The sequence below is a fragment of the Nocardioides ferulae genome, assembly GCF_003660455.1.
GTDB classification, from domain to species: Bacteria; Actinomycetota; Actinomycetes; order Propionibacteriales; family Nocardioidaceae; genus Nocardioides; species Nocardioides ferulae.
Window position 1 is genome coordinate 252,705 of record NZ_QZVR01000005.1, and the last position, 18,077, is coordinate 270,781.

The 18,077-nt window shown below is 74.3% G+C and carries 17 protein-coding genes; 8 read left to right on the top strand and 9 right to left on the bottom strand.

The annotated features are described in order from the left end of the window. Positions 1-71 precede the first annotated feature (71 nt). From D6B71_RS09440 to D6B71_RS09450, 3 genes are read left to right on the top strand one after another with little or no spacing between them, the layout of a single operon-like run. Positions 72-665, top strand: coding sequence for a hypothetical protein (locus tag D6B71_RS09440; protein WP_121254326.1), 594 nt, complete (start codon positions 72-74; stop codon positions 663-665). Then, positions 662-1,279 (top strand): hypothetical protein, encoded by a 618-nt coding sequence (locus D6B71_RS09445; RefSeq protein WP_121254327.1) that lies wholly within the window; start codon positions 662-664, stop codon positions 1,277-1,279. The genes D6B71_RS09440 and D6B71_RS09445 overlap by 4 nt, the downstream gene beginning before the upstream one ends. Beyond that, positions 1,276-1,893: a hypothetical protein gene (locus D6B71_RS09450; RefSeq protein ID WP_121254329.1), complete on the top strand. Its 618-nt coding sequence runs from the start codon at positions 1,276-1,278 to the stop codon at positions 1,891-1,893. Before D6B71_RS09445 ends, D6B71_RS09450 begins: the two co-directional genes overlap by 4 nt. Here D6B71_RS09450 and D6B71_RS09455 read toward each other — a convergent pair. Then, positions 1,857-3,149, bottom strand: a complete 1,293-nt coding sequence (locus D6B71_RS09455; RefSeq protein ID WP_121254331.1) for a hypothetical protein — start codon at positions 3,147-3,149, stop codon at positions 1,857-1,859. The genes D6B71_RS09450 and D6B71_RS09455 overlap by 37 nt on opposite strands. Positions 3,150-3,239: 90 nt before the next feature. Between D6B71_RS09455 and D6B71_RS09460 the strand changes: the two genes are divergently transcribed. Continuing rightward, positions 3,240-4,856, top strand: coding sequence for a hypothetical protein (locus tag D6B71_RS09460; RefSeq protein ID WP_121254333.1), 1,617 nt, complete (start codon positions 3,240-3,242; stop codon positions 4,854-4,856). Positions 4,857-4,871: 15 nt separating this feature from the next. Here the strand turns inward: D6B71_RS09460 and D6B71_RS09465 are convergent, their stop codons facing one another. Further along, complete coding sequence (locus tag D6B71_RS09465) at positions 4,872-5,630, bottom strand: hypothetical protein (RefSeq protein ID WP_121254335.1); 759 nt, start codon at positions 5,628-5,630, stop codon at positions 4,872-4,874. Positions 5,631-5,833: 203 nt separating this feature from the next. After that, the gene (locus D6B71_RS09470) at positions 5,834-6,217 is read right to left on the bottom strand and encodes a winged helix-turn-helix transcriptional regulator (RefSeq protein ID WP_121254337.1); all 384 of its coding nucleotides are present in this window, start codon (positions 6,215-6,217) and stop codon (positions 5,834-5,836) included. 81 nt (positions 6,218-6,298) lie between these two features. Between D6B71_RS09470 and D6B71_RS09475 the strand changes: the two genes are divergently transcribed. Next, positions 6,299-6,709, top strand: a complete 411-nt coding sequence (locus tag D6B71_RS09475; RefSeq protein ID WP_121254339.1) for a RidA family protein — start codon at positions 6,299-6,301, stop codon at positions 6,707-6,709. Positions 6,710-6,717: 8 nt separating this feature from the next. Here the strand turns inward: D6B71_RS09475 and D6B71_RS23090 are convergent, their stop codons facing one another. Both D6B71_RS23090 and D6B71_RS09480 read right to left on the bottom strand, forming a co-directional pair. After that, positions 6,718-7,056, bottom strand: coding sequence for a hypothetical protein (locus D6B71_RS23090; protein ID WP_206051645.1), 339 nt, complete (start codon positions 7,054-7,056; stop codon positions 6,718-6,720). Positions 7,057-7,167: 111 nt separating this feature from the next. Further along, positions 7,168-8,430, bottom strand: a complete 1,263-nt coding sequence (locus D6B71_RS09480) for a bifunctional 3'-5' exonuclease/DNA polymerase (RefSeq protein ID WP_206051646.1) — start codon at positions 8,428-8,430, stop codon at positions 7,168-7,170. Positions 8,431-8,545: 115 nt separating this feature from the next. Here D6B71_RS09480 and D6B71_RS09485 point away from each other — a divergent pair, with 115 nt between their 5' ends. Beyond that, on the top strand, positions 8,546-9,190 hold the full coding sequence (locus D6B71_RS09485; protein WP_121254471.1) for a dihydrofolate reductase family protein: 645 nt from the start codon (positions 8,546-8,548) through the stop codon (positions 9,188-9,190). Between the two features lie 23 nt (positions 9,191-9,213). Here the strand turns inward: D6B71_RS09485 and D6B71_RS09490 are convergent, their stop codons facing one another. From D6B71_RS09490 to D6B71_RS09500, 3 genes are read right to left on the bottom strand one after another with little or no spacing between them, the layout of a single operon-like run. Continuing rightward, positions 9,214-10,158 (bottom strand): oxidoreductase, encoded by a 945-nt coding sequence (locus D6B71_RS09490; RefSeq protein WP_121254342.1) that lies wholly within the window; start codon positions 10,156-10,158, stop codon positions 9,214-9,216. Further along, the gene (locus D6B71_RS09495) at positions 10,155-11,012 is read right to left on the bottom strand and encodes a maleylpyruvate isomerase family mycothiol-dependent enzyme (protein ID WP_121254344.1); all 858 of its coding nucleotides are present in this window, start codon (positions 11,010-11,012) and stop codon (positions 10,155-10,157) included. Before D6B71_RS09495 ends, D6B71_RS09490 begins: the two co-directional genes overlap by 4 nt. A gap of 57 nt (positions 11,013-11,069) precedes the next feature. Continuing rightward, positions 11,070-12,782: a SpoIIE family protein phosphatase gene (locus D6B71_RS09500; protein ID WP_164519591.1), complete on the bottom strand. Its 1,713-nt coding sequence runs from the start codon at positions 12,780-12,782 to the stop codon at positions 11,070-11,072. Positions 12,783-13,000: 218 nt separating this feature from the next. On the opposite strand from D6B71_RS09500, the gene D6B71_RS09505 reads away from it, so the two are divergent. Beyond that, complete coding sequence (locus D6B71_RS09505) at positions 13,001-14,776, top strand: NHL domain-containing thioredoxin family protein (protein ID WP_206051647.1); 1,776 nt, start codon at positions 13,001-13,003, stop codon at positions 14,774-14,776. A gap of 201 nt (positions 14,777-14,977) precedes the next feature. Beyond that, complete coding sequence (locus D6B71_RS09510; protein WP_121254350.1) at positions 14,978-16,333, top strand: MFS transporter; 1,356 nt, start codon at positions 14,978-14,980, stop codon at positions 16,331-16,333. 40 nt (positions 16,334-16,373) lie between these two features. On the opposite strand, the gene D6B71_RS09515 is transcribed toward D6B71_RS09510, so the two are convergent. After that, positions 16,374-18,077, bottom strand: coding sequence for an alpha-amylase family protein (locus tag D6B71_RS09515; RefSeq protein WP_121254352.1), 1,704 nt, complete (start codon positions 18,075-18,077; stop codon positions 16,374-16,376).

The following is an 18,077-nucleotide window of genomic DNA, read 5'->3' on the forward strand; positions in this document are numbered from 1 at the left end:
CTACACTGCGGCAGGTGCCGACCTCGGAGCCGTCCTCGGGGCGATGGAGCATGCATCGCAGGCACCCCGTCGTGGCCAGCTCTGGCCTGCTGCTGATCGTGCTGTTCGGCATCAGCGGCCTCCTGGGCGGGTGGTCGCAGGCCACTCCCGACGGCATCCGGGAGGTGGCGGCGGGTGAGACGGTCGAGGCCGACCCGTTCCGGATCCGCCTCGACGAGGCGCGGGTGGAGCGCAGGTTCGGTGACAGCCGTGCGGAGAAGGGCACCGCGTTCCTGGTGCTCGCGGGCCGCCTCGAGCTCACCGGCGACGAGCCGGTCGGCGTGGGCGCCATGGGTGACCTGTGGAGCGTCGAGCTGCCCGGCGCCCGCGACGTCTACGGCGGGGACGCCAGCAAGGTGCCGCCGCCGTTCCTGGTCGCCGGGGACGGCTCGACGCTGGTCGGCATGGGGCCCGGCCTGGAGTACGACGTGCAGCTGGTGCACGTGCTCGACCTCGCCGACCTGCCCTCCGAGCTCACGGTGACGATCCACGAGCACGGGTGGCGGCGCAGCTCGCTGGACCGCGCGTGGGGCTGGCACGACCCGGTCCCGGCCGCGCGGGTGAGGCTCGACGTGACGCCGCTGCCCGAGCCCGGAGCAGACGAGGCGGAGGGGGCGACCGGATGAGCCGTCCGCTCGATCGGCTTCGCGGCACCGGCCACCTCTGGGGGGTCGGTCTGGCCGCCTTCGGGCTGCTCGCGGCCGGCACCTGGCTGCAGGACCTCCTCCCCGAGCGGGGAGCCCCCGAGGACGACCGCGGCGCCCGCCCGCACGTGCGCTCCGCCGAGGTCGGCGAGACCGTCGACCTCCGCGCGGTCGAGGTGAGTGTCGACGCCGTGGCCGGGGCCCGGACCCGGCTGGAGTTCGGCAGCGAGCTGATCAGCCCGGGGGTGTGGATCGAGGTGCGCTACACCGCGACGCCGGTCGCGGAGACCACCCAGCTCGGCTCCGTCGAGCTCGTCGCCGCCGACGGCCGCAGGTGGACGACGGTCGGCCGCAACGAGAATCTGTGCACGGAGTCCTCCCCGGGGGTCGCCGCCCACTGCGCGGCGTACCTCGAGGTGCCGCCGGACGCGGTGCCGGGCCTGAGGGTTCGGTTGGCGGTGAGCCCCCTGGACCAGCGCTACGACGCGGTCGCCGAGGTCGACCTCGGGCTCACCGGTCCCGACGCGGAGGAGTTCGGCACCGCCGAGCCGCTGGAGGCCGTGGCGCCATGGGTCGGCGACGGGGAGGCGTCGTGAGACGGTGGCTGCTGCTCCTGCCGCTCGCCCTGGTGCTCGCGCTGGCCTCCTCGGCCAGCCGGCTGCACGTCTTCTGGTGGCCCGACCAGCTGCACGAGGCGACGGCCGGCAGCCAGGGCAGCCCGGTCGAGGTGTCCGACGAGTGGGAGGACCAGGACGGCGAGACGCATCGCCGCGACCTGACGTTGACCGTGCTCGCCGTGGCGCCCGCCGAACGGGTGCCGACCTACGACGGCACCGAGCCGGTGCGGCCGATCCCCGGCACGGTGCTGTGGGAGGTCCGGCTGGGTTTCGAGGTCGAGCCCGACGTGCCGCTCGGATCCTGCCGGGTTTCGATGATCGACACCGAGGGCCGCGAGGCGTGGGCGGTGCGCACGTCCTACGGCGAGCAGATGCTGCCGATGACCGTCTGTGAACCCACGGATTCGCCGGGGCCGGGCTACGCGGGGCTGCTCGAGGAGGTCCCGGGTGAGGAGCCGTCGCCCCCGCGGCCCCGGGAGTACGTCGTCCCCGTCTACGTGCTGGCCGCCGACGACGCCACCCCGGACCGGATCCGGGTGTGGTGGGAGCCGCCGGACTACGTCGAGGTCGAGGTCGACCCGGACGACGAGTAGCCCGGGGCACGCTGAGCCGAGGCGGCCTCCTCCGCCAGCGGGCGGGCCAGGAGCCGGTCGACCGCGGCCGCGATCAGGGCCACCACGACGACCGTGTAGACGGTGCGGGTGACCAGGTCGAGGTAGGGCGAGAAGAACAGCATCGTCTCGCTCTCCCGGGGCCCGAGCAGCGCGCGCAGCACCTCTGCCGCACCCCACTCGGCTGCCTGGCCCAGCATCAGCACCAGACAGAAGACCAGCACCGGGAGCAGCCCGGCGTGGGCGATCGTGCGCAGGCCCGCCACGAGGTCCTCGAAGCGGCGCCCGAGCAGGTCGACCGCGCGCTCACCGAGGTGGCGCCGGGTGCGGTCGACGGCGACGGTGACCACGCCCCCGACCACCGCGTGCTGCTCCAGCCGGGCGCGCCGGCTCTCGCTCAGTCCGCCGGCGAGGACGACGGACCCGACCGCGAGCCAGGCGACCGGCACGACCACGAGGGCGCCGACGTCGTCGACGATGGTGGCGACGAGGGCGCCCAGTTCGCGCACGGGGTCGGTGAGCGGCCCGAATGTGGCCGTGACCTGATGCCACGCGTCCTGGGTCTCGGCGACGACCACCCGGCCGGCGGCCCAGTCGCGCAGGTCCAGCCAGCGCGAGGTGAGGATGCTGGCCAGCCAGGTCAGCCAGGTGACCTCGACCAGGGCGGCGAGCACGGCGCCGGCGGGGTGGCGCTCGGCCAGCCGGAACTGGGCGATCACGACCCGCAGCACCAGCGCGATCCCGATCAGCCACAGCTGCCAGGTGGTCTCGGTGGCGATGGTGCGGGCGGCGAGCGGCGCGCCGGCGAAGAAGTCGGTGTTGCTGAACGAGTCGGCGTAGCTCTCGTTGATGAACTGGTGCCGGTCCTCGTCGAGATCGCCCTGCAGCGAGTAGACGGTCAGGAACGGCACCAGCGCCGAGGCCAGCACCCCCACCTTCTCGGCTCCGGTGGTGCCCTCCTCGAGGGTGCCCCAGCGGGCCGAGCGCGCCGCCTGCCGCAGCATCAGCACCAGCGCGATGACGATGGCCAGCGGCGCCAGCGGCACCAGCAGCGACGCCAGCACCGGGTGGTCGCGGCCGAGCAGCACCGCGGCCCACATCGCCGAGTTCCGCACCGCCAGGCCGAGCAGGAAGATCGTGACGAGCGCCGGCCAGTGCCGCCACAACAGCCGGGCGGCGTCCCCGACGACGAGCCCGCCTGCCAGCAGGGCGTCGCGCAGCTCCCGGAGCACCGTCACCTGCGGGAGTGTAGGGCGGTGTGAGCCAGTCGTGTGCCCCACGACGCGTCGGGGCGCGTTCTGGGGCACACGACTACCTACGATGCGCTCATGAGGTTCCAGCGCACCGCCGCGCTGGCGACCTCGGCGATGCTCTGGCTGCTGCTCGGGCCGGTGGTCCTGCTCCTGGCGGTGTTGCTGCTGGTCGTGCCCCGGGTCGGGCCGCGGGTGCGGGCCTGGCTGCGGCCGACCTGGCGGGTGGTGGCGGGATGGGCGGCGGCGGTGGTCGTGCTGGTCGGCGTCGTGGTCGTCGTCCCGGACGGCTGGCTGCCGGTGCCGCCGGGCAGCGGCGCCCTGGTCACCCCGTCGTACGTCGGGCGCCCGGCGCGGGCGCAGCCGATCGACCTCGGCTTCCCCCAGCACCCGGCGATGGCCCCGAACGGGAAGAGCTCGATGCACCACGACGGAGCGGCCAGCGACGCCTACGCGTGGGCCGGTCCGCTGGGGGAGTCTCCGGAGGTGGACACCGCCTGGTACGGCCTGGAGGAGTGCGCCACCCTCGCGTTCGACTCCCACGACCGGCTGGTGGCGCTGTGCGGCACCCGTTCCGGCCCGCTGCTGCGGGTGATCGACCCCGAGACGCTGCGGCCGCTGGCCACCAAGGACCTGCCCGACCGGCGCGACACCGGCACCCGCGTGTGGGAGGACCTTTGCGGCGGCTCCTACTTCTACCTCGACGACCGCGACCGAGCGGTGCTGGCCACCACGGACCGACGGGTGCTCGTCGTCGCGACGTCCGACGCCGACGGCGACGCGGACCTCACCACCGAGGAGGCCTACGACCTCTCCGCGCTGGTCCCCGAGGACGACTGCGTGATCGCGCTGATGCCGGACTGGGCCGGCCGGGTGTGGTTCGTCACCCGCGACGGCCGGGTGGGGGCCTTCGAACCGGGCGGCGACGAGGCCGGCGGCTACGTCCTGGAGCTCGGCGAGGACATCGCGAACTCGCTGGCGGTCGACCGGCACGGCGTCTACGTCGTGACCACCCACGCGCTCTACCGGCTGGTGGCGGGCCGCGACGGCCGGCCGCGCGTCGACTGGCGCACGGCCTACGACCGCGGCGAGGAGCGCAAGCCCGGGCAGCTGACCCAGGGCAGCGGCACCACCCCGACGCTGCTGCCGGGCGGGCTGGTGGCGATCACCGACAACGCCGAGCCGCGGATGCACGTGGCCTTCCACGACGCGGGCGACGGCGCGCTGGTCTGCCGGGCCGCGGTGTTCGACGACGACGCGAGCGCGACGGAGAACTCGCTGGTGCCGGTGGGCGACGGCGGCGTCGTGGTCGAGAACAACCACGGCTACGCCGGACCGTGGAGCACACTTCTGGGCCGGGCCACCACCGGTGGGTTCGCCCGGGTCGACGTCGACCGCGCGGCAGGGGAGTGCACGGTGGCGTGGACCTCGACGGAGGTCGCACCGACCTCGGTCGCCAAGGTGTCGCTGGCCACCGGGCTGGTCTACGCCTACACCAAGCGGTCCAGCTGGTGGGGCGTCGACGCCTGGTACCTCACCGCCATCGACGCCCGCACCGGCAAGCGGGTGTGGGCGGTGCGCACCGGCCTGGGGCCGCTGATGAACAACCACTACGCCGCGGTCACCATCGGCGCCGACGCGTCGGTCTACGTCGCCACGCCGGCCGGGCTGGTGCGCGTGCGTGACCGGGACTGAACCCGCGGGCCGCGGTCAGGCGGCGGGGCCGTCCTCCTCACGCCGGTCGTGCTGGTCGTCCAGGTCGTGGTGGACACCACGAGCGGGGTCGGTGCCGGCGCGCAGCTCGTCGCGCAGGGCGTCCTGCTTGCGGCGGCGACGGATCTCGGCGCGGGCGACGACGATCGCGAGCAGCACCGGCCACACGAACCCCGCAGCGTCGAGCAGCTCGCGAACCCAGCCGGGCAGCGACCAGTCCGGGAGCGACCAGTCCGGCCAGGGGATCCCGGGCAGGTCGGGCAGGTCCGGCCAGGGGATGCGCGGCAGGTCCGGCCACGGGATGTCGGGCCAGGGCAGCGAGATCACGAACCGGGCCACGACCGCGGCCAGCAGCAGCGGGAGGAGGATGCCGGCGACAGCCCCGCCCGCGCGCAGCACGGCGTACCGGCGCGGATGTCGCCGCAGCCTCTCCTCGTACGCCGCGGCGGGCGAGCCGGCGGCCGGCTCGAGGTCGACCCCGCCGAGGCCGCTCAAGGCCTGGGCCTGCTCAGCGGGGTTGTCGCCGGGGTCGAGCAGGGTCGCCCGTCGCGGCTTGCCGAGTGAGGAGTAGCGCACCAGGACCTCGCCGGTGTCGGGCTCCCGCGTGACCCGGATGCGGTCGTCGGAGCTGCGCTTCTCGGAGACGAGCGCGCCGTCGACGAGCCAGCGCACGGTGCGCTGGAACGACCCGCTCGCCTCGACCCGGTGGTCGTGGCCACCGACGGTCAGCTCCCAGATCTGCGGTTCGTCCGACACGTCTCCACGCTAGAAGGCACACGCGCTCGGCACATCGGGCTGCGGTCGGCGGGGCTGCGACTTCGGTAGGCCTCGGCTCCGACCCGCGACGGGCCGGATATCGACGGACGTAAGGGCCGGTCCGCCGTGCGGCCGTGGCGGGATGGCGGAGGCGAAAGCCCGCTTACGTCCGTCCGAATACGAGCCTCGCGGCACCCGCCTGGTCACCTGGCCGGTGCGTCCCCGTCGAGCGCCTCGTCGAAGGCGGCCCGGGCCCGTTCGATCGCGGCGGTGTGCTCGTCCGCCCACGCAAGCAGCACCTCGACGGGCGGGCGGAGCGTCTTGCCCAACGGGGTGATGCGGTACTCGACGGCGACCGGCCGGGAGGAGATGACGCGCCGCTCGACGAGCCCGTTGCGCTCGAGCCGGCGCAGCGTGGCCGTGAGCGACTTCTGGGTCACCGCCGGGATCGCGCTGCGCAGCTGGTTGAAGCGGCAAGGGCGTTCGCAGAGCTCGTTCATCACGCTCAGCGACCACTTGTCGAGGACCTGGTCGAGGAGCTCGCGGTGCGGCATCGAGATGAGGAACTGCTCCGAGGTATCGGCCATGAAACCTAGTCTCGTTGAAGTGGCCTACGGAGACCAAGTATCACTTGGATACCAGTTGATCGCACCTGAAGGAGCATCTCGATGGCGGTACGCATGTTCACCCCGGACGGGCTGATGCAGCCCACCCCCTACCACCACGTCGCCGTCGGCACGGGGTCGCGGCACGTGCACGTGAGCGGTCAGGTCGCGCGTCTTGCGGACGGTGCCGCGGTGGCGCCCGGCGACCTGGCCGGGCAGGTGGCGCAGGCGCTGCGCAACACGGCCACGGCCCTCGCCGGGGCGGGCGCGACGTTCCACGACGTCCTGCGCCTCACCTTCTATGTCACCGACTGGCGGCCGGAGAGGATCGTCGACTTCATGGCCGGCGTGGAGCAGGTGGTCGACGACCTCGCGCTGCCGCAGCCGTTGCCGCCGGCCTCGCTCATCGGCGTCGACTACCTCTTCGAGCCGGACGTCCTGGTGGAGGTCGAGGCGACCGCGTTGCTCGACTGAGGCGTGCCTCACGACTGCCCGGACCTGTCGTCCTCGGCGAGCCGAGGGGCGTCGTCGCCGGCACCGGACTTGCCGGCGTCGGCGTAGGAGCGCACGACCGAGACCGACAGCGGGAAGTCGACGGCCAGGTCGCGGAAGAGCAGCGCCGCCGCGGTCGCCGCGGCCTGCCGGGCCTGCTCGGCGACCGCGTCGGCCAGGGCGGCGGGGGTGTGCACGACCACCTCGTCGTGCACGAAGAAGACCAGGTGTGGCCGATCGGCCGCGGGGCCGGAGCCGCCCAAGGCCCAGAGCCGGTTGCGCAGGTCGGCGAGCCAGCACAGCGCCCACTCGGCGCCGGTGCCCTGCACGACGAAGTTGCGGGTGAACCGGCCGTAGGCCCGGCGGCGGCGGGCCTGGGCCTCCGGGTCGCTGGGGCGGTCGTCGGCGTCGAGGTCCGACGCCTCGCCCAGGGCGGGAGCTCACCGTCCCAGCAGCGTGCGCACCACCTCGCCGCGCTCGCCGGCGCGAGCCGCCGCCTCCACCAGTCCGAACGCCTCGGGGTAGCGCCTGGTCAGCCCGGCGACCAGTCGCCCGCTCTCCCCGCTGGTGCCGCCGTACATCGCTCCCAGCAGGCCGAGCTTGGCCTGGTCGCGGCTCGCCACGGCCCCGTCGTCGACCATGCCCTGGTAGAGGTCGGTGCCGCGGGCCGAGCGAGCCAGCGCCCGGTCGCCGCTCATGCCGGCCAGCACCCGTGGCTCGAGCTGGGCCACGTCGGCGACCACCAGCCGCCACCCCTCGTCGGCGATGGCCGCCGGCCGGATCTGGGCCGGGATCGACAGCGCGCCGCCGCCGTTGGAGGACCAGCGCCCGGTCGCGGAGCCGGCCGGCTGGTACGACGGGCGGAACCGGCCGCCGCTGACCCATTGGTCGATCCAGGCCCACCCGTTGGTCGAGAACAGGTGCGCGAGCTGGCGGTAGCGCAGCAACGGCGCGATGCCCGGGTGCTCCAGACGGCGCAGCGACGACGCCCGGGTGTCGGTGGCCTCCAGCCCCGCGTGGCGGAGTGCGGCGAGCAGCTCCGGCTGGGAGTCGGGGTTGAGCCCCGGCGCGCCGAACGCGGCCCGGACCTCCGCGGCGACGGACTCCAGCAGCAGCGGCCGGGCGCCGCGCGGCGGCCGCGGCCCCAGCAGCTCGACCAGCAGCCGCTCGTGGACGTCGACCCGCCACGGCATCCCGGCGGCGGTCATCTCGGCGGCGACCAGCGCTCCCGCCGACTCGGCCGCCAGCAGCAGCCGCAGCCGGGCGGCCTCGGCCGGACCCCCTTCGGCTGCCGCGACGGCGGCCAGCTGCCGGGCGTCCTCGAGGTCGGCGCGCAGGTGCTCGCTGGCCTCGTCGGCCGAGAACAGCGCTGGGTGCGACAGCGTGGCCGGACCGAGCCGGTCCCAGTGCTCCGACTGCGCTCCGTCCAGCAGCCGGGCCCGGGCAGCGGGTGCCCGGCGCAGCAGGTGGTGACCGAGCCGCAGGTCGTGGCACCGCCCGACCCGGACCCCCTCGGCGAGCAGCGGGGGGTACCAGCGCGCGGTGTCGTCCCAGACCCAGCGCGGCGCCTCGGGCTCGCGGGAGCGCACGTAGCCCGGCAGGTCGGCCAGCGCCAGCTCCACGCCCCCACCCGCGCTCACCTCGTCTCCCTCGACCGCGAGGACGCGCTCGCCCGGCAGCCGGGAGAGCGCGATGCGGGACACGGGGTCAGCCTGACACCTGCCGCCCTCCGTCGTGGCACGCACGGGGCTGCGATGAGTCCTGCCCGTTCGCCGGGTCGAACCGGTCACACGACCCACTCGGGAGAGGCAGACAGAAGTGACGCAGCTGGTGCGGGCACACAACATCGTGGTGTCCAGCGACGGGTACGCCGCGGGCGAGGGGCAGAGCCGGGAGCGGCCGTTCGGCCACGCGGACCCCGGCGTGATGATGGCCTGGGCCGGGGCCACGGCCAGTTGGCCGGGCCGCACCGACCCGGGCGGCAGCCGCGGGCTCGACGACTACCTGGTGCGCGACTTCCACCGCAACATCGGCGCCGAGATCATGGGGCGCAACAAGTTCGGCCCCCAGCGCGGGCCGTGGACCGACCACGAGTGGCAGGGCTGGTGGGGCGACGAGCCGCCGTTCCACACCCCGGTGTACGTGATGACCCACCACGAGCGCCCCTCGTTCACGCTCGCCGACACCACGTTCCACTTCGTCGGCGGCGAGCCCGCGACGGTGCTCGAGCAGGCGCTCGCGGCGGCCGACGGCAAGGACGTCCGGCTCGGCGGCGGCGCGAACACGCTCCGGCAGTTCCTCGACGCCGACCTGGTCGACACGCTGCACGTCGCGGTGTCGCCGGTCGAGCTCGGCGCCGGGTCGCGGCTGTGGGCCTCGCCCGACGAGCTGCTCGACCGCTACCACCGCGACGTGGTGCCCAGCCCCAGCGGCGTCGTCCACCACCTGTTCTGGCGGCGCTGACCGTCACCGGTCGGCCGACCCGCTCACGGGTAGCGGATGCCGGTGACGTCCTGGCTGATCTCCCACAGCCGCCGCTGGGCCGACTCGTCGTGCGAGAGCTTCGTGCTCGACACCACCCGCGGCGCGCCGCTGAACTCCTGCAGGCCGCCCGGCCCGACGTAGGTGCCGCCGGGCAGGTCGGCGGTGGCCGCCATCAGCGAGGGCCAGGCCCCCTTCGCGGCCGACTGGGAGACCGCCTTGATCGCGGCGTCGAGGATCGTCGCGCGGCCGCCCTTGGCCCGGCCGTACTGGCCGTTCGCGGCCAGGTGGGTGCCCGAGAAGCCGGGGTGTGCCGCCACCGCCTTCACCGGGATGCCGGCCGTCCGGGCCCTGCGGTCCAGCTCGTAGGTGAACAGCAGGTTGGCCAGCTTGGACTGGCTGTAGACCGGCCACCGCGAGTAGCGGCCGTTCGGCTGCCGCGGGTCGTCGAGCGGGGCCGACCGGGCGAAGCGGTGCATGATCGAGGAGACCGCCACCACCGTGGCCGCGCCGCTCGCGGCCAGCTGCGGCAACAGCAGCCCGGTGAGCAGGAACGGGCCGAAGTGGTTGGTGGCCAGCTGCAGCTCGAGCCCGTCGACGGTGCGGGAGTACGGCGTGCCCATCACGCCGGCGTTGTTGACCAGGACGTCGATCGGCCCGAGCGAGGCGGCCTGCGCGGCGGCCCGGCGCACGGACGCCAGCTCGGAGAGGTCGACCTCGAGGCGCTCCAGCTCGGCGCTCGGGACCTCCCGGCGGATCGTCTGCTCGGTCTCCTCGATCCGCGACGGGGTGCGCCCGGCGAGCACCACCCGCGCCCCGCGTCGGGCCAGCTCGAGCGCGGTGAAGTGGCCCAGCCCGCCGACGGTCGTGCCGGTGACCACGATGGTGCGGCCCGACTGGTCGGGGATGTCCGCCAGCGCCCAGGTGTCGGTGGCGGGCCGGCCGGTCACGGCGTGGTCGCCATCGCCGCGACGATCCGCCCACCCAGCTCCTGGTCGCCCTCGACCGTGACCGCGCCGGGCGGCGGCTGCCGCCGGCCGCCGGCGAGCACGATGAACGACTCGCGGTCGGTGCGCAGCCGGACCGTCGGGTTCTCGGGCGGGGTCGCGAGCTGCCGGCCGCGGAGCTTGCCGTCGAAGTCGACCACCTCGAAGCCGAGCGGCGTGCTGCCCTCGACCTCGAGCACCGCGGTCGTGCCCGCGGGGGCGCCGACCCGCTTGACCAGCACGAAGCCGAGGCTCTCCATCAGGTAGTCGGTGGTGTGCTGCGCCGCCGGGCTGTCGAGGCCGCCCGGGCGACCGACCGCGCGCCGGATGTCCTGCTCGTGCATCCACACGTCCAGGGGGCGGTTGCGCAGCAGCGTCTCCCAGCTCCACGGCACGCCGCCGAAGATGCGCTCGGGCTTCGCCGAGCCGTCGGCCGGCGGCTGCGCGAGCAGCGCCGCGCGCCGCACCTCGGTGTGCTCACGGATCTCCGCGGCCAGCTGCGCGGCGGTCCGGTCGCGCCGGTTCGCCGGGCCGATCTCGGTGTAGAGCCCCATCATCGAGGTGACGTGTGCCGGCTCGCCGACCTCGGTGGTCTCCTCCTCGCCGGTGGCCAGCACCCGCTCCAGGTGGGCGACGTGCGCGGCCACCGCCCGCACGTCCCAGCCCGGCAGGTCCGTGGGGGTCGACAGCTCCTCATCGTCGAGCTGCTCGAGCAGGCCGGCGAAGTCGCTCACCGCCTGCCACCAGACCTCGATGTAGCCGGCAAGGCGCGGCGCGTCGGAGGTGGTCGCGGTCGGCGGCTCATCGGGTCGGCTCATGGGGTCGGAGCCTAGGAGAGGATGGCGATCCCGAACAGGGCGTCCGGGTCGCGGGCGTCAGCGGAACCGGACGCCGAGCACCGCGACGTCGTCGTCGAGCCGGTCGCCGAGCAGGTCGTCGAGGACGAGGTCGAGGAGGTCGGCCACCGTCGCCGCGCCATGGTGGCGGGACGCCGAGGCCGCGAGCCGGTCCAGGCCCACGGTGATGTCCTCGCCGCGGCGCTCGACCAGCCCGTCGGTGTAGAGCAGCAGCGTCGAGCCGGGCCGGATCGCGGTGCGGTTGTCCGAGCGCGGTGTCTCGGGGTTCACCCCGACCAGGAGGTCACCGGGCCCCTCGCGCAGCAGGACGGCGGTGCCGTCCGGCTCGACGAGCACGGGCGGTGGGTGGCCGGCGTTGGTCCAGCGCAGCACCCGCTCACCCCCGGGCCGGGGGTCCTCGATGCGGGCGTAGAACAGGCTGGCCAGCCCGTCGACGCCGAGCTCGCGCATCGCCCGGTCGAGCCGGGTCACGTTCTCCGACGGGGCGTCGTCCAGCGCCCAGGCGAACGCCCGCAGCATCGTGCGGAGCTGACCCATGGTGGCCGCAGCGGCCATGTCGTGGCCCACCACGTCGCCGATCATCACCGCCGTGCTGCCCGCACCGCCGAGCGGGTGCGGCATCGTGACGGCGTCGTACCAGTCGCCACCGACCTGGTCGCGCTCGGCCGCGGTGCGGTAGCGGGCGGCCAGTTCGAGGTCGTCGGGCTCCGGCAGCCGCGGCAGCATCGAGCGTTGCAGGGTCACCAGGGCGTCGAGCCGCTCCTGGAAGAGCTGCGCCCGCTGCACGGCCTGGGCGGTGTAGGAGGTGAGGGCCGCGATCGTGACGCGGTCCTCGTCGGAGAGCTCGCGGTGGTCGTCCCACAGCAGGGCGAGCGTGCCCTGCGCCTGGCCCCGCACCGAGAGCGGCATGTAGCAGCGCGCCTGCCCGGTGGGCTCGGGGTCGCGCAGGTGCGGGTAGCGCTCGTCGCGCTCGCGACGGCTGCGGAGGAACAGCGGACGGTTGCGGGAGAGCGCGTCCCCGACCGGGTTGCTGCCGTCGGCGGGCTGCCGCCAGTCCCGGTCGTTGGGCCCGCTGCGGCCGGGCGCCCAGACCAGCCTCAGCGACTCGGTCCCGCCGTCGGGGGCCGCGGGGAGGTCGGCCACCCGTCCCGCCGAGCCGGGGGTCGAGCGCAGCCACAGCCCGGCGCGCAGGCAGCCCAGCTGGTCGAGCGCGATCCGCTCGACGGCGGTGGCGATCTCGGTCAGGTCGCGGGTGGCGGACAGCCCGTCGCTGAGCGCCAGCAGCACCTGGGCCCGGTGTGAGACGTCATCGACGAGCCGGCGCCGTTCGGCCGCTTCGCGCTCCAGAGTGCGGCGGGCCAGCTCGGCCGAGCACGCCGCGGCCAGGTCCTCGAGATCCTCGAGCTCCCGCTCGTCCCAGTTGCGAGGCTCCGGGTCGAAGGCGGCCAGCGCCCCGACGACCGTGCCGGTGGCGTCGGACAGCGGCCAGCCGGCGTACGCCGCGATGCCGTGCTCGGCGACCGCCGGGTGGCGCTGCAGGCGCCCGTCCTCGCGGGCGTCGGCGAGCACGACGGGCCGCTGGTCGTCGACGACGTAGCGGCACGGCGAACGCACCGGATCTCCGACGACCCGCTGCCAGGAGTCGGGCAGCCCCGCGGCGGCGGCCAGCGGCAGCGGGTCGTCGGGGAGGAACACCACCGCCACCGGAGCCGCGAGAGCACGCCGGGTCATCCGTGCGTAACGGACGAGACCGGCGTCGTCGGCCATCTGAGAGGTCGGGGTTGGCCCGACGACCGAGGTGGTCGGCTCTGCCTGCTCTGTGTGGGTGATGGGTCCTCCAGCCGTGCGACCTGCCGATACCCCCGCCCGGTTTCGGGCGAACTCACCCCAACGGGTGCTCTTTACCTACCGGTGCCGGGGCCGCCTTGCGCCCGCGGGAGAATGTGCGTGTGCCATCACCTCGTGTGCGTGCCCCCGAGCTCGAGGGCCGCGGCTGGCTCAACACCGGCGGTCGGACCCAGACGCTCGCCGACTTCCGCGGCCGGTTCCTGCTGCTCGACTTCTGGACCTTCTGCTGCGTCAACTGCCTCCACGTCCTCGACGAGCTGCGCCCGCTGGAGGCGGCATACCCCGAGGAGCTGGTGGTGGTCGGCGTGCACTCGCCGAAGTTCGTGCACGAGGCCGACCCGGTCGCCCTGGCCCGGGCGGTGGAGCGCTACGGGGTGCACCACCCCGTGCTCGACGACCCCGACCTGGTGACCTGGCAGGCCTACACGGCGAGGGCCTGGCCGACGCTGGTGCTGGTCGACCCGGAGGGCTACGTGGTCGCGCAGTACGCCGGCGAGGGCCACGCGCACGCGATCGAGGCGCTGGTGGGCGAGCTGATCGAGGAGCACCGGGCCAAGGGGACGCTGCAGCCGGGCGACTCGCCGTACGTCCCGCCCGTCGTCGAGCCCACCGACCTGCGGTTCCCGGCGAAGGCGGTGCCGCTGCCGGGCGGCGGGGTGCTGGTCGCCGACGCGGGGCACGACCAGGTCGTCGAGCTCGGCCCCGCCGGCGAGGTGCGGCGCCGGTTCGAGGGCTTCCGGGAGCCGAACGGCCTGTGCCTGCTGCCCGCCGAGGTGGCCGCCGAGGTCGGGTACGACGTGGTGGTCGCCGACACCGTGCACCACCAGCTACGCTCGATCGCGCTCGCGAGCGGCGAGGTCGGTGTGCTCGCCGGCGACGGCACGCAGTGGTTCGAGGGTGACGGCACCTCGCGGCTGTCGAGCCCGTGGGACGTCGCGTGGTGGCGGGACCGGGTCTGGATCGCGATGGCCGGCGTCCACCAGCTGTGGACCTTCGACCCGCGCACCGGAGCCGTCGACGTCGTGGCCGGCACCACCAACGAGGGGCTGCTCGACGGTCCGGCGCGGGAGGCGTGGTTCGCGCAGACCTCGGGGCTGGCCGCCGACGGTGACCGGCTGTGGCTGGCCGACAGCGAGACCTCGTCCCTGCGGTGGCTCGAGCCCGACGGCGCTCCCGGCGACGGCCTCGGGGTGCACACCGCGGTCGGCACCGGGCTGTTCGACTTCGGCTTCCGCGACGGCCCGGCCGACCAGGCGCTGCTCCAGCATCCGCTCGGCGTGACCGTGCTGCCCGACGGCAGCGTCGCGGTCGCCGACACCTACAACGGTGCGGTCCGCCGCTACGACCCGGCGTCCGCGCAGCTCGGCACGCTGGCCACCGGGCTGGCCGAGCCGAGCGGCGCGTTCGTCGACAGCGTGGCCGGGCAGCTGGTCGTCGTCGAGTCCGCGGCGCACCGGCTCACCGCGCTGCCGCTGGGCACCGCTGCGACAGCGGTCGACGGGTTCGCGCACACCACCCAGCGTCCGGTCACCGAGGTGGCTGCCACACTCGAGCTGGTCGTCTCGTTCGCCCCGCCGCCGGGACAGAAGGTCGACGACCGGTTCGGGCCCGCGTCCCAGCTGGTCGTGGAGGCGACGCCGCCGGCGCTGCTGCGCGACGGCGGCGGCCGGGGCACCGACCTGACCCGGACGCTCGTGCTCGACCCGTCGGTGGGCGAGGGGGTGCTGCACGTCGCGGCGCGCGCGGCGTCCTGCGACGCCGCCGGGGGCGAGGGTGCGGCCTGCCGGATGCACCAGCAGGACTGGGGCGTCCCGGTGCGGCTGGCCGACGGCGCGGCGCCCCGGCTGGTGCTGCCGCTGGGCGGCGCCGAGGCCTGACCGTGCGGACGCGGAGGTCCGTGGCGCGCCGACGGTCTCTCCGCACCACCTGCCCGACGAGCTGGCGGAGGCCGCGACGACGGCACCGTGCGGTTCGCGAGGCCGGTCGTGCAGGAGCCTGGGTGAGCCCCGTCACCACCACGCCCCAGGCCGGCGTAAACGAGGCGACACCCGTACTCGGCAGCAGGGAGAATCGCCGCGATGTTCACCGCTCTCCTGCGCCAGGCGCGCCCACCGTCCCCGCTCGCCGGCAGGCTGGCGGTCCAGTCGCTGCTCTTCGCCCTCGGCGAGGGCACCTTCATGACCGGGTCGGCGGTGTTCTTCACCCAGATCGTCGGGCTGACGGCCGCCCAGGTGGGTCTCGGCCTGACCATCGCCGGCGCCGCCGCCTTCGTGGCCGCGGTGCCGATGGGCAAGCTCGTCGACCGGTTCGGGCCGAAGCGGATGTGGGCGGTCAGCGCGGGCGGGCAGGCCGCGATGTTCGCGGTGTGGCCGTTCATCACCGACTTCCGCGGCTATGTCGCGATGGCGGTCGGCATGGAGGTGATCGGCGCGCTCGGCGGTGCCGCGCACGGCGCCTACACGATCGACGTGCTCCCACCGGGCGAGCGGGTCCGGTCGCGGGCCTACATGTACTCCGCGCTGAACGTCGGCTTCACGCTCGGCTCGCTGCTCGGCGGCATCGCGCTCGCCTTCGACTCCAACGACGTGCTGCACGCGCTGCCCTGGTTCACCGCGGCGGTGTTCGTGGTCAACGCGCTGGCGGTCACCCGGCTGCCGCGCGCCCCCCACGACGATCGCACCGCCGAGGAGCGGGCGGTCAAGATCCCCGGGCCCGGTCCGCTGCGCAACCCCGGCTGGCTGCTGACCACGTTCTTCGGCGGCGTGTTCTGGACCAACCAGGTGCTGCTCAACATCGTCATCCCGTTGTGGCTGGTGCAGGAGACCGACGCGCCCCGGGTGCTGCTGGCCTTCCTGTTCGGCACCAACACGGTGATGTGCATCTTCCTGCCGATGGCGGCGGCCCGCGGGGTCGAGGACGTCCCGACCGCGCTGAAGGCGGTGCGGCTGTCGTCGTCGTTCTTCGTGGTCTCCTGCCTGATCACGCTGGCCACCCACGACACCGTGGGCTGGGTGACGATCGCGCTGGTCTGGCTCGGCCACGTCACCGTGACCGGTGCCGAGCTCTACCTCTCCGCCGCCAGCTGGTCGTTCGAGGCCGAGCTGATGGACCCGCGGCAACGCGGCGCCTACCAGGGCGCCGCCGAGCTCAGTGGCACCCTCGGCCGGGTCTGGGCGCCCGCGGTCTACACGTTCCTGGCGATGGAGTGGGGAGCCACCGGCTGGCTGGTCATCGCCGGGATCATCGTGGTCGCGACCATCGGCATCCACCCCTCGACCCGGCTGGCCCTCCGGTTCCTGGAGAAGAACGTGCCGGCCGACGTGCTCGCCGCCGCCCGGGCCGGCACCCTCGCCCCCGAGGAGCACGTCGCGGTGGGCCCGCCGTCGCTCATCGACGCCGAGGACCCGGTGGCGCCCGCTCCCGAACGCGACTGACCGGCGCCGGCCGGGCCCGGGACGGCGCCGGCCGGCACGGTCAGTTCGAGCGCGCCTCGCGGCGTACCCGGAACCACCGGTGGCCGTAGCTCTCGAGGGTCACCTCGACGACGCCGCGCGGCGAGGGCTCGAGCTCGTGGTGGGCGAACAGGTCCTCCAGCCACAGCCGTCCCTCACCGGCCCCCTCGCCGCCGGAGCCGTCGAGGCAGGCGGCGTCCAGGGTGACCGGGGTGGTCAGCGGCTCCGCGGAGAGGTTGTGCACGGCGACGACGGTGCCGCCCTCCCAATGGCAACGGTGCGCCAGCACCTGGGGGTGCGGCTGGTCCAGCACGGAGAACGCGCCCCAGCCGAGCTCCGGGCACTCGCGGTAGGTCGAGATCAGCGACCGGACGAAGCTCCACAGCGAGTCGGGGTCGCGCCGCTGGTCCGCCACGTTGACGTGCTCGGGGCCGTAGCCGCCCGGCACCGGACGCTGCACCAGCCGGCGCGGCTCGGCGGTGGAGAACCCGCCGTTGCGGGTGGGCTCCCACTGCATCGGGGTGCGCACGGCCATCCGTCCCTCCGCCGCGAGGTCCTCACCCATCCCGATCTCCTCGCCGTAGAACAGCGTCGGGGTGCCCGGCAGGCTGAACAGCAGGCTGTAGACCATGCGGACGCGGCGGGGGTCGCCGCCCACCATCGGAGGCAGCCGCCGCTTCAGCCCGCGGCCGAAGATCTGCATCTCGGGCTCGGGCCCGAACGCGGCGAAGACCTCCTGGCGCTCCTCCTCGCTGAGCTTGTCGAGCGTCAGCTCGTCGTGGTTGCGCACGAACGTCGCCCACTGGCAGTCGGGGTGGACCGCAGGCCGTGACTCGAGCGCGGTGGCCAGCGGGGCGGCGTCCTCGCGGGCCAGGGAGAGGTACATCGCCTGCATGCCGACGAAGTCGAACTGCATCGTCAGCTCGTCGCCGTCGTCGCCCCCGAAGTAGGCGCGCTGCTCCTCGTGGGGCAGGTTCACCTCGCCGAGCAGCACCGCGTCGCCCCGGCGGCGGCCGAGGAACGAGCGCAACGACTTGAGGTGCTCGTGCGGGTCGGCCGGCACGTCGTCGCCGGCGGTCTCGACGTCGCTGACGATGTAGGGCACCGCGTCGACCCGGAAGCCGGAGAGACCGAGCTGGAGCCAGAAGCCCAACGCCTTGGCGATGTGGTCGCGCACCTCGGGGTTGGCGATGTTCAGGTCGGGCTGGTGGGCGTAGAAGTGGTGGAGGTACCACTCGCCGGTGCGGTCGTCGAGCTCCCAGATGCTGTCCTCCTGGTCGGGGAAGACGACCTTGCCGGAGGTGTCCGGCGGCGGGTCGGAGCGCCAGACGTAGTAGTCGCGGTAGCGGTTGTCGACGCTGCGGCGGGCCGCCTTGAACCACGGGTGCTGGTCGGAGGTGTGGTTGACGACCAGGTCGGCGATCACCCGGATGCCCCGGTCCTGGGCGGCCCGGAGCAGCTCGACCAGGTCGCCGTGGGTGCCGAGCCGGCCGTCGACCCCGAACAGGTCGGTGACGTCGTAGCCGTCGTCGCGGTCCGGCGTGGGGTAGAACGGCATCAGCCACAGGCAGGTGACGCCGAGCTCGGCGAGGTAGTCGATGCGCTGGGTCAGGCCGGTGAGGTCGCCGACGCCGTCGCCGTCGGAGTCGAAGTAGGTCTCGACGTCGACGCAGTAGATGACCGCGTTCTTCCACCACAGGTCGCCGGTGCTCACGCCGCGCGGCAT

Coding starts and splice junctions, on each gene's coding strand:
- D6B71_RS09510 (WP_121254350.1), top strand. CDS start 14,978: ATGTTCACCGCTCTCCTGCGCCAGGCGCGCCCACCGTCCCCGCTCGCC.
- D6B71_RS09445 (WP_121254327.1), top strand. CDS start 662: ATGAGCCGTCCGCTCGATCGGCTTCGCGGCACCGGCCACCTCTGGGGG.
- D6B71_RS09500 (WP_164519591.1), bottom strand. CDS start 12,782: ATGACCCGGCGTGCTCTCGCGGCTCCGGTGGCGGTGGTGTTCCTCCCC.
- D6B71_RS09515 (WP_121254352.1), bottom strand. CDS start 18,077: ATGCCGCGCGGCGTGAGCACCGGCGACCTGTGGTGGAAGAACGCGGTC.
- D6B71_RS09475 (WP_121254339.1), top strand. CDS start 6,299: ATGGCGGTACGCATGTTCACCCCGGACGGGCTGATGCAGCCCACCCCC.
- D6B71_RS09470 (WP_121254337.1), bottom strand. CDS start 6,217: ATGGCCGATACCTCGGAGCAGTTCCTCATCTCGATGCCGCACCGCGAG.
- D6B71_RS09460 (WP_121254333.1), top strand. CDS start 3,240: ATGAGGTTCCAGCGCACCGCCGCGCTGGCGACCTCGGCGATGCTCTGG.
- D6B71_RS09495 (WP_121254344.1), bottom strand. CDS start 11,012: ATGAGCCGACCCGATGAGCCGCCGACCGCGACCACCTCCGACGCGCCG.